Here is a 14,356-nt window from a genome sequence, read left to right as displayed (position 1 = left end):
CCTTCTCTTTCCTAGCTTAGTGCTATAAACATTGCAGGAATAGTTATTAATCCTAATTCATTAACTTGCAGGCGACCTTTCTCCTCACCAAAATTCAATTACAAAAAATCGGCAACCCAATTTCTAACATTTAGATAAGAATGAAACAACGGCTTAGGGAACTTGATTTTTTAAGGGGGCTGGCAATTATCTTAGTTCTCAGCGGACATTTTGGACCAAACAAATGGCTGAAGACAATGGGCTGGATTGGGGTAGATCTCTTCTTTGTTTTAAGTGGTTTTTTCATTTCCCAATTGCTGTTCAAAGAATATGACAAATACGGGAATATTGATTTTCCTAGGTTTCTTATTCGACGTGGTTTTAAAATCTATCCCATTTATTACCTCACCTACAGCCTCTATTTTATTTTACTTATAGACCTCGACCGCTTCGCTTTCGTCCCATTTTTAGGGGACATGTTCTTTCTGCAAAATTATATTTCGGCTTGGGGCTGGGCATACGGGGCAAGTTGGTCATTAGCTGTAGAAGAACATTTTTATTTTGGTATAGCCTTCGTTTTTTGGAAAGGAATCAGTACTGGTTTTTTAAAACAGCTCATTGAAAAAAAACAAGATCGGTACCTGAAAAGGGTTTTAGCATTCTCCTTTTTACTAATGTTGTTTTTTATAATGCTGAGGGTGGCAAGCAACCTTTTGTACCCCGAGCAGTGGGCAAGAAACACAACCATGACCCACCTCAGGATCGATTCGTTACTGACAGGAGTCCTCGTTTCTTATCTTTATTATTTTAAAAAAGAACCGTTTAGGGCATTTATAAAAAAGCACAAATACCTACTCATCATACTAGCGGTTTCAGGTTTTTCTTGGACAGGATTTATCAACCGAGACTATTCTTTCTTTGTGAAAACCGTAGGCTTTAGCCTGCTTTATATTTCATTTTCCATCGTACTTTCCTTCTTCCTGCTCACGCCCAATATCAACAGCTACTTGGACAAATTTCTCTCCCGAAAGCTGGTAGATGCTGTAAGCAAGGTTGGTTTATTTTCCTACTCTATTTATATCATTCACAGCCTTGTAAATATTTGCGTGTCGGATATTCAGGTAAAATACGATTTGTATTATAATGATTACCTGTATTTCGTCCTTACTTCTTCTATCAGCATTTCATTAGGCATGTTTATGACCTATAAAATTGAAGGGTATTTTCTAGGAATTCGAGATAGGATCTACCCTAGGAGATAGACTATTTCCCACCACCAACCCATTCACCAACCAAGCTGCAAGGCGAGCTGTTGCCAAATCCTGATCAAAAAGTGGGTTTAATTCAACGATGTCTGTACTTATGAGCTTTTCTGTCTTTTGCAAAGCTTCAATGACTTTTCTGGCAAAGTTAGGTTCCAAGCCTACGGGTGAGGGCGCACTTACCCCAGGAGCATAAGCAGAGGAAAATCCGTCTAAATCGATGGTGAGGTACAGAAACTCTACCCCTGTGGCAAACTTCTCTAGCCTTTCGTTGACTGCTTTCCAATTGGCTATTTTACACTCCTCTTCCGTCAAGTATTCATGGCCTTTTGAGTGAGCATAGGCAAACAAATCAGGATCGTTGGCTTGGGGCTGGATTCCTAGGCATAAGTAATCGATGTTGGGATATTCCTCGCTGAGTTGGTAAAAAGGCGTGCCCGAGTTACGCTCGCCTGATACAGCTCTTAGGTCAAAATGAGCATCCAAATTGACTACCCCTACTTTAGCAGTTGGCTTTTCAGCTTTCAAATACTCGAAGATGCCTCGGCAATGAGCATAGCCCAAATCGTGCCCGCCACCAAGCAAGATGGGAAAGCAACCGGCAGCCAATAGTTGCTGTACTTTTTCACTTACCAACTCATGGGCTTTTTCCAGCTCATTCCCTTCACAAACTACATCTCCAAAGTCGATTATGGGCTTTTGAACTGGGGCATGGCAAACAAATTTTCCCAGTCGCTCACGGATCACCGCAGGTCCTTCTTTCGCCCCTACCCTGCCTTGGTTTCTCCGCACTCCCTCGTCGGAAGCATAACCGAGAATTGCCACTGGTTTCTCAGTTTCTTCAGTTGCGATCCACGTTTCCAAATCAGCGCAGGTAATACGCTCGTGGTAATAATACCCTTGCCCACTTGTCCTGCCCGACCAAACCTCAGGTGTTGCTGGTGAATAATAGCTCATCAGATTTTCAACTTTTTAAGTACATCATCGTCGACTAATTTGGGAAGTGTTACTTTCAAGCCTGGGGAACGCTCCATTTCCCGTTCAATAGCAAACAGTGCTTCTTCATTTCTGGCCCAGCTCCTACGGGCAATCCCGTTGTTCACATCGAAGAACAGCATATTGCGGATGTTGGCACTTGCCGTTTCTGAACCATCTAATAACATTCCAAAGCCTCCATTGATCACCTCGCCCCAGCCTACTCCGCCGCCGTTGTGGATAGACACCCAAGTAGCACCCCTGAATCCATCGCCAATTACATTGTGGATAGCCATGTCTGCCGTGAAGCGACTTCCATCGTAAATATTACTGGTTTCCCTAAAAGGAGAATCCGTTCCGCTCACATCGTGGTGATCCCTGCCGAGTACAATTGGGGCTGAAATTTCTCCTTTTTCAATAGCAGCATTGAACGCTAGGGCAATTTTGGTACGCCCTTCGGTGTCAGAATAAAGAATCCGTGCTTGTGAACCTACCACCAGCTGATTAGCTTCTGCTTCTTCAATCCATTGGATATTATCTTTCATTTGCTGCTGGATTTGCTCGGGAGCAGTAGCGGCAATTTCACTCAAAACCGTTCTTGCAATTTGGTCTGACTTCCTCAAATCTTTTGGGTCGCCCGAAGTGCATACCCAGCGGAAAGGTCCGAAACCGAGGTCGAAACACATCGGTCCTAAAATGTCTTGCACATAAGAAGGATACCTAAATTCCTTTCCTCCTTCGCCCTTCACGGCTGCCCCAGCACGAGAGGCTTCTAACAAGAATGCATTCCCATAATCGAAGAAATATGTTCCTCGCTCGCTATGCGCATTGATCGCCTCAACTTGCTTTTTAAGCGAAAGCTGCACGGCTTCTTTAAATTGGCTTGGCGAAGTTGCCATAAGTTCCTTGGCTTTTTCAAAAGAAAGCCCTACCGGATAATATCCGCCCGACCACGGATTATGCAAGGAAGTTTGGTCTGAACCAATCGTTACTTCTATGTTTTCTTCCAAAAACTTTTCCCACACATCCACCACATTTCCAACATAGGCAATGGACACCGTTTCCTTCTTTTGCTGCGCTGTCCGTACTCGCTTAACCAACGCATCGGAGTCATTTATGAGCTCATCTACCCAGCCTTGTTCATGTCGTTTGGTTGCTGCCAAGGGGTTCACCTCGGCACAGACCGTGATGCAACCAACGATGTTCCCCGCCTTCGGCTGAGCACCACTCATTCCACCCAGCCCCGATGTCAAAAAAACATGCCCCGCTGGCGATCCGCCACCCAATTTTTTCCTAAAGGCATTCATCAACGTGATGGTGGTTCCGTGCACAATTCCTTGCGGACCGATGTACATGTATGAGCCTGCGGTCATCTGCCCATATTGGGTCACGCCCAATGCATTGAACCGCTCCCAATCATCCGGTTTGGAATAGTTGGGGATCATCATTCCGTTGGTCACCACTACACGGGGCGCATTTACCGAGGATGGAAAAAGCCCCATGGGATGCCCAGAATACATGTGCAAGGTCTGGTTTTCCTCCATCTCCGCCAAGTACTGCATGGTGAGCAGGTACTGTGCCCAGTTCTGGAAAACTGCCCCATTTCCTCCGTAAGTAATCAACTCTTGTGGGTGCTGCGCCACTTTTGGGTCGAGGTTGTTTTGGATCATCAACATGATGGATGCCGCTGCCCTGCATTTGGCTGGGTATTCATCAATTGGGCGAGCGTACATTTCATATTCTGGCATGAAGCGGTACATGTAAATGCGACCGTAAGCGGTTAGCTCCTCCATAAATTCTTCTGCAAGAACGGCATGCCAAGCTTTGGGAAAATAGCGCAATGCATTTCGAATAGCCAATATTTTTTCTTCGGAGGATAGAATATCTTTCCGCTTGGGCGCATGGCTCAGCGAAGGATCAGGGCTTTGCTTTGGTGGTAAAGTAGCCGGTATTCCTTGAAGGATTTGTTCTTTGAAGTTCATGATATAACTGGTTTTAGACGAGCTTTAAGTTCTTACTAGACACTTTTATTTCTCGATATAATATTTTGACCGTTGCTTGTTTCTGGTTTCTAGTTACTGGTAGCTTGACGATCAAATCATCCTCTCATCATCAAATTTCCTCATTCTCTCATCACAGAGGCAATGAATTGCGTCTCTACATTAGCATATCAACACCTCAAACAATTAACACATCACTAACTCTCCCATTTTCCACACTTGTGCAGGTCGCATTCTGCCTTGCTGATAAAGTATTTCTTGAAAATCAGCGGTTTCATAAATGACAAAGTCTGCAAGAAAGCCTTGTTCCAATTTGCCTCTGTCTTCCAAGCTAAGCACATGTGCTGCACGGTAGGTCAAAGCTGCCAGCACCTCTGCATTGGAAAGTTTTTCATAAGCCCCTAACACTGCTGCTTGCATCATGAGGTCGCCCATGGGGGCAGAACCCGGATTCCAATCGCTGGCGATGGCAAGTATGCCTCCTGCATCCAGTATTTTCCTAGCCGGGGTAAAGGCACAGCCCAAGCCCATAGATGCACCGGGCAGGGCAACCGCTGCTACACCTGACTTTACTAGAATCTCAATTTCCTTATCGGTGCTTGCTTCCAGATGATCGGCACTTTTTGCCCCAAACTTGGCTGCTACTTCCGTTCCGCCCACATGAAATTGGTCAGCATGCACCACCAAGTCAAACCCTTCAGCTTTTGCTAGTTCAAAATATGGAGCGATGTCTTCGGAGGAAAAAGCCCCTTGCTCCACAAATGCATCAATACGCTGAGCCAAGCCTTCTGCTTTTAGAAGGGGGAAAACCTCTTTGCTGATGGTATCCAAGTATTCCGAATGCGTCCCCTCAAAGTCTTTTGGTTTGATGTGTGCGGAAAGGCAGGTGGGTATTAAATCGGCTTTGCAATGCTTGGTAGCTGTTTTTATAGCCCGTAGTTGTTTCAATTCTTCGGCTACGGATAGCCCATAGCCACTTTTCACTTCTATAGTGGTGATGCCCTGAGAAAGGTGCTCCCATTCCCGCTTTAGCATCAGCTTGACTAACTCTTCTTGGCTTGCAGACCGTGTTTTTTTGACAGTGCTCCAAATGCCACCACCCTTTTCAGCTATTTCCAAATAGGACATGCCACCATTTCTGCGAGCATAATCATCGGCGCGAGAGCCTGCCCAGCAAAGATGGGTATGCGCATCGATTAAACCGGGAAGTGCAACAGCCTCTTTTGGTACTTCGACTTGCTCATACTCCCCTTCTTTCAAAGAAGACTGCAAGGTTTGGAAATTACCGATTTGTTCGATCATCTCTCCCTCCACCAAAATTCCTGCACTTGCTATAATTTCCAGCTGAGCGTCCGCCAGTTTGCCATGTAGCGGCAGATGCCTCATGGTTAATACTTGCCTGAAAGGACCTATTAGTTTTTTCATGCCTTGTGCTTTATTAATTATGTTTTGTAAGAATTTCGGCTTCTTTTCTACCTATTTTTTCTTACGGATCGAAGCTGAGATTGCTGTTTACTAGTTTTTAGTTTAGGCTAAAGCCAAATCGTTTTGCTTTTGAACGGGGCTTAATACCGCTAAAGCTGCACAGGAAGCCCCGCCTATTTAGAAAAAGTATATCTTATCACTGGCAACTAATTAATACTCCTCATAAATTGAAACATGAGGAATTTCAAAATCAATTTGTTCTTGAGCAGCTACAGACTGGACAATTTTGGGTAGCTCTCCGTTTCGTACCATTTCCACTGCCGCCTCCAAAAAGCCTGACATCAATTGATCCTCTTCTATGTGGGGAATTTTGCTTCGCACATGGGCATGCACCGCTTCCATGATTTTTCCTGACTGGAGCGGGCGGTGGTAGTCCATAGCCTGTGCAGCACACATAAGTTCTATTCCCACTATCCTCTCCGTGTTTTCAATCACTCGAAGCGCTTTTCTTGCCCCTATCGAGCCCATGCTCACATGGTCTTCCTGCCCTAGCGAGGTAGGAATACTATCGGCACTTGCAGGAAAACACAAGCCTTTGTTTTCACTTGCCAAGGCAGCGGAAGTGTATTGGACAATCATAAAACCAGAATTTGTACCCGTTTCTTTCATCAGCAATTTGGGCACGCCCGGCGTATCGCCTTCGAGAGCAAGGTAGACTCTACGGTCAGAGATATTCCCTATTTCCGAAGCTGCCAAGCAGGCATAATCGATGGGCAATGCCAAAGGCTGCCCGTGGAAGTTGCCACCGCTGATGGTGTTGGCTCGGTCGATGATCACCGGATTATCCGTTACAGAATTGAGCTCAATTTCCACCGCTTCTTTTAGGTGCAGCCAGCTAGTTATCGATGCGCCATGAACCTGAGGAATGCAACGCAAGCTGTACGGATCTTGCACCCTGGCACAGCCCGCATGCGATGCTAAAATTTCCGAACCCTGCAATAATTGGCGTATAGAACCTGCTACATATTGGTTGGCAGGAAAAGGTCTTAATTCATGAAGCACTTGCGTAAAAGGCTTCACCGAAGCTTTCAAGCCTTCTATCATCATTGCCCCGGTAATATCTGCACACATCATAAGTGTGTGCAAGCGTTCCACCACCTTCACCGCATGAGCCGCTATAAATTGCGTTCCGTTGATGAGGGCAAGCCCCTCTTTGGGAGAAAGCTCGATGGGCTGCAAACCGAATTTGGCCAGCACCTCTTTTGCCTCCACAGTTTTTCCTTCGAAAGTGACCATTCCGAGCCCGATGAGGGGCAAAAACAAATGGGAAAGAGGCGCAAGATCGCCCGATGCCCCTACCGAACCTTGGGAAGGCACGAGGGGAAGCACCTCATTTTCCACCAGCCATTGCATGCGCTCTAGCGTGGCGAGGGCAATGCCCGAATAGCCCTGTGCCAAAGCATGGATTTTCAGGATGATCATGAGCTTTACCACTTCTGCTTCGAGCGGCTTTCCTACTCCCACGGCATGGCTCTTTAGAATATTACTTTGCAAACGGGTAAGATCGGTAGCAGAAACACGGGTGGTACAAAGCGGGCCAAAACCTGTATTGATACCATAAACAGCCTGTTCGCCTGCCGCAATTTGCTTTACATGATTGTAGCTAGCCTGCACACGTGAGGCTACTGCCGGCGTAATTACGCCAGCGAGCGTTCCTCGGGCAATTTTAAGTGCGATGCCCGAGGTCAAACGCTGACTTCCGTATTCAAAGGGTGGTTGCATGTATAGTAAAGTTTTTCTTGTTTATCGTTATCCCAAAATTAAGCTGTATTTTTAATACCTCTAAATACCATTTAAATCATTAGTTAATAACCATGAGTTATCAGATAGAACTTAGGCACCTCAAATATTTTAAGACCTTGGCAGAGGAATTGAACTACCGAAAAGCATCGGAAAGGCTGTTCATAGCGCAGCCGGGATTGAGCCGACAGATAAAGCAAATGGAGGAAATACTTGATGCGCAACTGTTCGAAAGAACCAAGCGATCAGTAAAGCTGACACCAGCAGGTACGTACTTAAAAACGGAGGTCGATTACCTATTCAACCGCTTGGAGTTTGCCAAAAAGCAGACCTCATTAATTCATAAGGGAGACTCTGGGGAAGTAAGGATTGGCTTTGTAGGCTCTGCCATCCATCATGTGTTGCCCGAGCTTATCCTGCGGATCAATAGCCAATTTCCCGATATCCACACCTCGCTGCAAGAGCTTGCCAACCTACAGCAAATAGAGCTATTACTCAAGGACAAACTAGACTTGGGTTTTGTGCGGATTTCTTCTTTCCCCAAAGGGCTGCAATCGAAAGTGGTGCATGAGGATTCGTTTTCGGTAGTGCTGCCCGCTGCACATCCTATGACTGCCCAGAAGTTTGAGCACATTGGGCAGCTCAAAGACGAGAAGTTTATCCTGTTTTCCAGCGACTATAGCAATGAATACTACAACATGGTAACAAGTATTTGCCAAGACCAAGGCTTCGACCCCGTAGTTTCCCACGAGTCGGTGCATGCTTTCACTATTTTCAAACTGGTGGAAAACGGCTTGGGCATCGCCATTGTCCCCACTACCCTGATAGAAGGCTACCAGCTCCGCATCAAAGCCATAGAGCTTGTGGATATCCCGCAGCGCACAAAGCTCTCCGCCATCTGGAAAACCGATAACCACAACGCCTCGCTACAGAATGCTTTGGACTTTTTGTTTGAGGGGCAAACTTTCTTATAGTATAGCCCTAAATAATCACAAAACATTGTTATTAAGTTGAAAAAGTTAGGTTTGTAAGTTATCTTTCAGTATAACTTAAAGGGGAAGCTACGTTTGGAGTTAGTAGAGGGAATCTTCCAACCAAGAAATGGTCTGCACACCCAAGTCGTTGGTAGGCTCATCGAGAATGAGGATATCCGGGTTGCCAAACAAAGCTTGGGCAAGCAATACCCTTACCTTTTCGCTACCACTGAGGAGCGCTGCTGCATCTGGCTCAGCATTCCATCCGTCCATGTCCGCAAATTCTGCCTCTAGCTCCGAAGCAAGGAGGCCATCTGCTTCCGAAAATCAGGCTTGCCGTAAATTGCATCCTTTTCCTGCATCACGTCCCACAACACCTTGTGCCCCATGATTACCGTTTGCAACACGGGAGTTTCGTCAAAGGCATGCTTTGGGACAAGACCGCCATCCGCTTGCCCGGCTCAATGGAAACCGAGCCCGTGTGCGGATCAGTCTCACCTGCTAAAATCTTGAGAAACGTGGATTTTCCCGCCCCGCTTGCACCGATGATACCATAGCAATTGCCCGGCACAAACTTGATATTTACATCCTCGAACAGCACGCGCTTTCCGTACTGAAGAGATACATTATTTGCTGAAATCATAATTCGTTTTTTGTAAGAAAGTGAGAAGTTAAGGAAAATGCGCTTCAACACCATTAGTGAGGGGAAAGATTGAATAAGATAGGGCATTATTTTTCAAATCATTGTTATTACATTTGCTTATATAACTTTTTACTTAACTGACCTTTCGCTTATTCAATATTTGCGAAGGTGAAGATTTATATTAAGACCTAGGCAGCTTTAAGTACCTGTAACTGGTCAAAAGCTGCTTTAAGCATCACAAGATGAAACTTTGCTTTTAGGGCAAAGTGGTTCAGTCGTTCTTTAACTTTTAGGCGTTCTAACTGCACGTAGGCAAGCATAGAGGCAAAAATATGGTTACACTGGCCCACCTCCATTTTAGTGGGGGAATTACCGAGCAAGGTGTTTTGTTTGAGTGATTTATGGAACTCCTCTACTTTCCATCGTTTCTGATAGATTGTAGTGAGCTGATCGTAAGTGAGTGAGGTGTCATTGCTAATCAGATAGAGTACTCCTGTTGAGCGGTCTTTGTTCTTAAAGACTTCTCGAACTAGGCTGACAGGGAATTCCAAGCCCTTGACATAGACCTGTAGAGGCTCTTGGGAGTCAAATGACAGTGTAGACACATTGACAAACTTACCCTCTTTCTTGTCCTGTAAATCCAAGGCAACCAAACGGTTACTCTTGAGAGGGCAAACAAATACCTTCTCTAGTTTGGTGTGGATGTATTTCAAGCTTTTTGAGCTAGAGAACCAAGAATCAAACAAGATGTACCTGTATTTGACTTGGTTGAGAAAAGTCAGGCACCTGAGTTGTTCTAATACAACTTCATTCTTGGAGACTTCGCTCTTATACTTGGTTTTTCCATCTTTATCCTTGTAAGCCTGTGACTTGCGCACAACATGGTAAGCTAAAGGGCTATTGACAATTTGCTGCTCATATTCACTGCTGAGCAGAAAGTTAAGTAAATTGATGCCCTTTGTACTTTTACCGGTGGTATGGTCAAAATGGTAATTGATCACCTCGTTTTCAGTGCTGTGAGGCTTTTTGATGATGGTGTCATCAATGGAAATAACACTTTCTTCGTTTTCAATTTTGCGGACAAAAGGTTTGACCTCTTTCCAAAAGGCTTTTTGATCTAAACCTTGCTGTGCGAGACTGTCACTGATGTAATCATGTTTAAGGTTTTCATCTAATAGGGCTGACAAGCCAGTAGAAGTAGCTAAACCTTGGTTAGCTACCAAATAATCGGTGTAAAGTTCAAATGCATCTCGTCTTTCCATAAATACAAAGATAGCCGCCTAATCAGATTTTAATCAATTCAAAATTTTATCCGAGCGAAAGCTCAGTTACTTAAAAGTATTTAAGCATATTGCATATCATATTTTTAATTTTTTATTCTAACAAGATGCTTCATTCTATTATAAAGCTAGTCCTAAGCTGTGTTTTATCAATTATTATTTTGTTTCCTATTCCTGTTACAGGTCAAAGCCCTGAAAGAACTAATATAGGAACGGAATTAGGAATCTCTAATGCGCACTTCCATTTATTTACACATCGTGCGAACAAAAAGAGCGCTCGGGAGGCTTTTATCCCATACATTTATTATTTGGATACCGACGGTACACCAAAAGATACATTGATCGATGCTTTTGTACTTACTGATTTGTATTATAATACAGGTAGTTTTTCTGAAAGCTATGACCGGTCTGATATGGAATATTATCTCGATAATATTTTTACAAAAACAAAAATTATTTCGACTACAACGTATAATGGGGACACTTGCGGATTACTTGATAACAGAAGTCATTATGCGATATCAAATAAAAATATTGAAACAGACTCCACCTATTTATATCAACTTACTTTTGATTATAAGCCTTTAAATGACGTGATTATCGGCACTATTCCCAAAGGGTTAAGAGTAGCTATTGAGTTTTTCGATGATAATGATAAAAAAATTTATATAGGAGAAAAAATAGAACCAACCAATTCATTAGCTGATACATTACATTTCAGTCTTAGCTACAACTATCACTTTATTGATGTGCCTCTAACCAACGGTTGGAAAAAAAACTTCTTAGTGAAGATAAAGCCACCTTCAAAGGCTGTATATATGCATGTTCACATCATCAATTATGATAAAAGAAATAAAGTTCTAATTGACAACTATTATTTCAACAAGGGAGACAGCGCTCTTATACCTGATAGCAATTCAAAATTTGAAGGAGGACCAGAAAATAACTTATTGGAACAAGGTTCATTCGAAAGAGCTCAAGGGGCAGATACGTTTTTGTACGATGATCGAACCGCTTTATTAGATGAGTTACATAATGCTAAAACTTATGTTTCTAGTACTTTTGGACTACCTATTCCGCAAACAAAAGTAATATTAACGTTACCAAAAGTAGATCAATCACTTTACAAAAACTCCCCTGAACAAAAAGAAACTATTCAAAGTACAATACAATGGTATTTGGATTCGATTGAAGTAAAATTCAATAGGTGGAAATCAAATAATCCTAATTCAAAAATAGAGCTTGCCGGTATCTATTTTATAGATGAAGATGTAGATGCAGAAGCTTATGATTATTTCTTAAGTTATGCAGCTAGCGCTATAAAATCAAAAGATTGGAAGTTTTTTAGCTCTCCACACATCAGGGCAGATTCAAATGAATGTAAGAAAATATTTAATAGTTATAACAGTAATGATATAGTAGACCTTTTTGATGTTTTATGGTTTCAACCGAATGCTTTTTTTGATACCAAACCAAATGATGAGACTAAGTTAATAAATCAAGGTCGTGACCATATAAAAAGAGCTTTTTCAATAGCTGAACCCTCTAATTTCGGATTCAATATTGAGTCAAGAGAGTTAGATACTAAAAACAATGAAATTTACAGTAGGATAAACGATTACTTTGATTACGGATACAAGCTGGGCTATGTCAACTTCTCTAAATTATATTATGACGATGGGGGCGCACATTATAATAACTGTTATTCCTCAAACCCTTCAAAACGCCAAGATTATAACAATTTATATGGGTTTATTAAAAGTAGCAGGAGAGGGGTAATCATTAATGGAGGTTTCGAAAACTTAAGTGAATCCGATGGATCACTATTTGCTTGGGAAGGAAATCATGAAGTGGTGAATAATTTATTTTCACAGTCTCGTAATAGAGAAATAGAGATTCAAACATCGAATCAACACTCTATTTTCTCAGAATTTATTCCTGTTCAGGAAAGCGATAGTTATACAATGAGATTTCAGGTAAAGGAACTTGAAAACGATAACTATAACAATAGTGCCCTTTTTGGGATCATTTTTTATGACAATGATGGCAATGTAATCAATACACCTCCATATTCAACTCAACTAAATTACTCATCATACTTCAATAGTTGGTATTCTTATTTAACACCCAATACAGAATACCAAAACTTCAGTATTAATTTTATACCTCCTTTAGGAACTGTAAAAGTCAAATACTTCCTCAGGAATTGGAATACTCAAAATACAATACTTTGGCGTAACATTTATCTGGATAATAATAATTTGACTAGTTCGAAATCAACTTTATTTTATAATTACAATTCAAACTATTTGATATCAGATGCTCCAATGATCAATGGAAACTTTTCAGTGAAGCTTGGTAACAATAAAAGCATCAACACATCTAAAAGAATACCCGTCACTACAAACATTAATTATACCTTTGAGGTAAGTGCCAAAGAGCAACTTCCAATAATAGACCCATCAAGACATAACAAAGCCTTAATAGGAATACAGTGTTTCAATGAAGATGGAATAGCATTTACGAAAGACGTCGTTAACAATATTGCTTATTCATCCGCTTTGAATATGAATTACTTCTATATAAGTGAAATAGATCACAATTGGTACAAACACATTGGAGAGTTTAGCTTTCAAAACTCAGTTGCTTCAATTAAAATATATATCAGAAATTGGGGATACGACAATGAACTACTATTTGATAACTTGTCATTAAAAACTGATCACACAGATAATGTCCCAGTGATTATTGACGATGTTCCCAATAATATTTTAGATAAATATAACTGGGGAGAGCCTTACCCTATGACCGTTACAATTAATGAACCTGTATATTATAATGATCTTATTAATGTAAGTGATATTGATAATTTATCATTTTCTGCATTATTGAAAACTACTGAAACAGATACCTACTATGGTATTTTAGGTATCGAGTTCCTAGATGATAATTTCAATATGCTCACTGATGAAGAAGTTGATCAAAATATAAACTTGTCATGGTCTAGCTACTATAAATATTGGTATTCCTATTTTAGTAATGTAACTTCTGATGATTGTGGAACTGACTGGTATAGAGATAAATGGAGTAAGCATCAAAAACTTTTTGATATTCCAGTAGAAGCCCATTGGGTTAGATTATGTATTCGAAATGCTTCAACTACTAATGAATTGAGAATATTAAACCCTTCCTTGAGTGATCTAAGCAGTAGTGGAAGTAGAAAAGCAAAGAGTTTAAATAATGAAAATAAAATCATTACTGATGTAGCAAATGGAATTATCATATACCCAAACCCAACAACAAATACAATTACTGTTCATGTAGCTAATACTGATAATTGGGAAGGCTATACCACTTATAAGATTTTCAATATCAATGGGTATGAAGTGAAAACAGGATTCATCACCAGTGACAATACAGAAATAAATATTTCAGAATTCCAATCTGGACTTTATTTTATTAAAGTAATTGGTACTAATTCAAACATCACTCGCAAGATACTTAAGAGATAAGCAGCAATCAAAGCGACAGAGGAGCTGCTTGGATTGGCAAGGTAGAATTTTCCAAATCGGGGCAAACCATCTACTTCAATGGACAGGTGGTGAAAACCAGAAAGAATCATAGAAATGAAAATAGCTCACTGTATCGGGATTTTCTGCTTCAGCTTATTGGCAATGACCTCCTGTTCCCAATTTCCAACCCCTTGGTCTGTGGCGCACAGACCATAATAAACACCTCCAAGCTTGTTGAATTGCACTATTGGCTGTAAGCCACTGGCAATGGCGATTTTTTCATGTACCCAAAAGCTGCTTGGATATATATTTCGCTGCAACTGCACATTTCAGGAACCTCTCTTCAAGAAGGCTACCAGCTCCGCATCAAAGCCATAGAGCTTGTGAATATACCGCAGCGCACCCATCTCTTCGCCATCTGGAAAACCGATAACCACAATGCCTCGCTACAGAATGCGCTAGGCTTTTTGTTTGAGGGGTAGGGATTTTTTAAGTATAGCCCAAAA

9 protein-coding genes and 1 pseudogene are annotated in these 14,356 nt (G+C 41.8%); 4 read left to right on the top strand and 6 right to left on the bottom strand.

Annotated elements, in window-relative coordinates; all coding sequences use genetic code 11:
* Positions 1-140: 140 nt before the first annotated feature.
* Entirely contained in the window at positions 141-1,241 is a 1,101-nt protein-coding gene (locus R9C00_05900) for an acyltransferase (protein WPO36974.1), read from the top strand.
* Here the strand turns inward: R9C00_05900 and hutG are convergent.
* The 4 genes from hutG to hutH all read right to left on the bottom strand — a co-directional run bounded on the left by hutG (position 1,206) and on the right by hutH (position 7,423).
* Positions 1,206-2,198, bottom strand: coding sequence for a formimidoylglutamase (gene hutG, locus R9C00_05895; GenBank protein WPO36973.1), 993 nt, complete (start codon positions 2,196-2,198; stop codon positions 1,206-1,208). The genes R9C00_05900 and hutG overlap by 36 nt on opposite strands.
* Positions 2,198-4,198, bottom strand: a complete 2,001-nt coding sequence (locus R9C00_05890; GenBank protein ID WPO36972.1) for a urocanate hydratase — start codon at positions 4,196-4,198, stop codon at positions 2,198-2,200. Before R9C00_05890 ends, hutG begins: the two co-directional genes overlap by 1 nt.
* A 204-nt stretch (positions 4,199-4,402) precedes the next feature.
* On the bottom strand, positions 4,403-5,641 hold the full coding sequence (gene hutI / locus R9C00_05885) for an imidazolonepropionase (protein ID WPO36971.1): 1,239 nt from the start codon (positions 5,639-5,641) through the stop codon (positions 4,403-4,405).
* A 210-nt stretch (positions 5,642-5,851) separates the two neighbouring features.
* Positions 5,852-7,423 carry a histidine ammonia-lyase gene (gene hutH / locus R9C00_05880; protein WPO36970.1) on the bottom strand — a complete coding sequence of 524 codons (1,572 nt, stop codon included), beginning with the start codon at positions 7,421-7,423 and terminating at the stop codon, positions 5,852-5,854.
* A gap of 92 nt (positions 7,424-7,515) precedes the next feature.
* Here hutH and R9C00_05875 point away from each other — a divergent pair, with 92 nt between their 5' ends.
* On the top strand, positions 7,516-8,415 hold the full coding sequence (locus R9C00_05875; protein ID WPO36969.1) for a LysR family transcriptional regulator: 900 nt from the start codon (positions 7,516-7,518) through the stop codon (positions 8,413-8,415).
* A gap of 105 nt (positions 8,416-8,520) precedes the next feature.
* On the opposite strand, the pseudogene R9C00_05870 reads toward R9C00_05875, so the two are convergent.
* Together R9C00_05870 and R9C00_05865 are read right to left on the bottom strand one after the other, a co-directional pair.
* Positions 8,521-9,058: pseudogene (locus tag R9C00_05870) on the bottom strand (ATP-binding cassette domain-containing protein).
* Positions 9,059-9,246: 188 nt separating this feature from the next.
* Complete coding sequence (locus R9C00_05865) at positions 9,247-10,320, bottom strand: transposase (GenBank protein ID WPO36968.1); 1,074 nt, start codon at positions 10,318-10,320, stop codon at positions 9,247-9,249.
* Between the two features lie 89 nt (positions 10,321-10,409).
* Here R9C00_05865 and R9C00_05860 point away from each other — a divergent pair, with 89 nt between their 5' ends.
* Positions 10,410-13,850, top strand: a complete 3,441-nt coding sequence (locus R9C00_05860; GenBank protein ID WPO36967.1) for a DUF4855 domain-containing protein — start codon at positions 10,410-10,412, stop codon at positions 13,848-13,850.
* 281 nt (positions 13,851-14,131) lie between these two features.
* Positions 14,132-14,332 carry a hypothetical protein gene (locus tag R9C00_05855; GenBank protein ID WPO36966.1) on the top strand — a complete coding sequence of 67 codons (201 nt, stop codon included), beginning with the start codon at positions 14,132-14,134 and terminating at the stop codon, positions 14,330-14,332.
* Positions 14,333-14,356 lie beyond the last annotated feature (24 nt).

The organism is Flammeovirgaceae bacterium SG7u.111, assembly GCA_034044135.1.
Classification (GTDB): Bacteria; Bacteroidota; Bacteroidia; order Cytophagales; family Flammeovirgaceae.
This window is presented reverse-complemented; position numbering and strand designations above follow the sequence as displayed.

Coding starts and splice junctions, on each gene's coding strand:
- R9C00_05900 (WPO36974.1), top strand. CDS start 141: ATGAAACAACGGCTTAGGGAACTTGATTTTTTAAGGGGGCTGGCAATT.
- hutG (WPO36973.1), bottom strand. CDS start 2,198: ATGAGCTATTATTCACCAGCAACACCTGAGGTTTGGTCGGGCAGGACA.
- R9C00_05890 (WPO36972.1), bottom strand. CDS start 4,198: ATGAACTTCAAAGAACAAATCCTTCAAGGAATACCGGCTACTTTACCA.
- hutI (WPO36971.1), bottom strand. CDS start 5,641: ATGAAAAAACTAATAGGTCCTTTCAGGCAAGTATTAACCATGAGGCAT.
- hutH (WPO36970.1), bottom strand. CDS start 7,423: ATGCAACCACCCTTTGAATACGGAAGTCAGCGTTTGACCTCGGGCATC.
- R9C00_05875 (WPO36969.1), top strand. CDS start 7,516: ATGAGTTATCAGATAGAACTTAGGCACCTCAAATATTTTAAGACCTTG.
- R9C00_05865 (WPO36968.1), bottom strand. CDS start 10,320: ATGGAAAGACGAGATGCATTTGAACTTTACACCGATTATTTGGTAGCT.
- R9C00_05855 (WPO36966.1), top strand. CDS start 14,132: ATGTACCCAAAAGCTGCTTGGATATATATTTCGCTGCAACTGCACATT.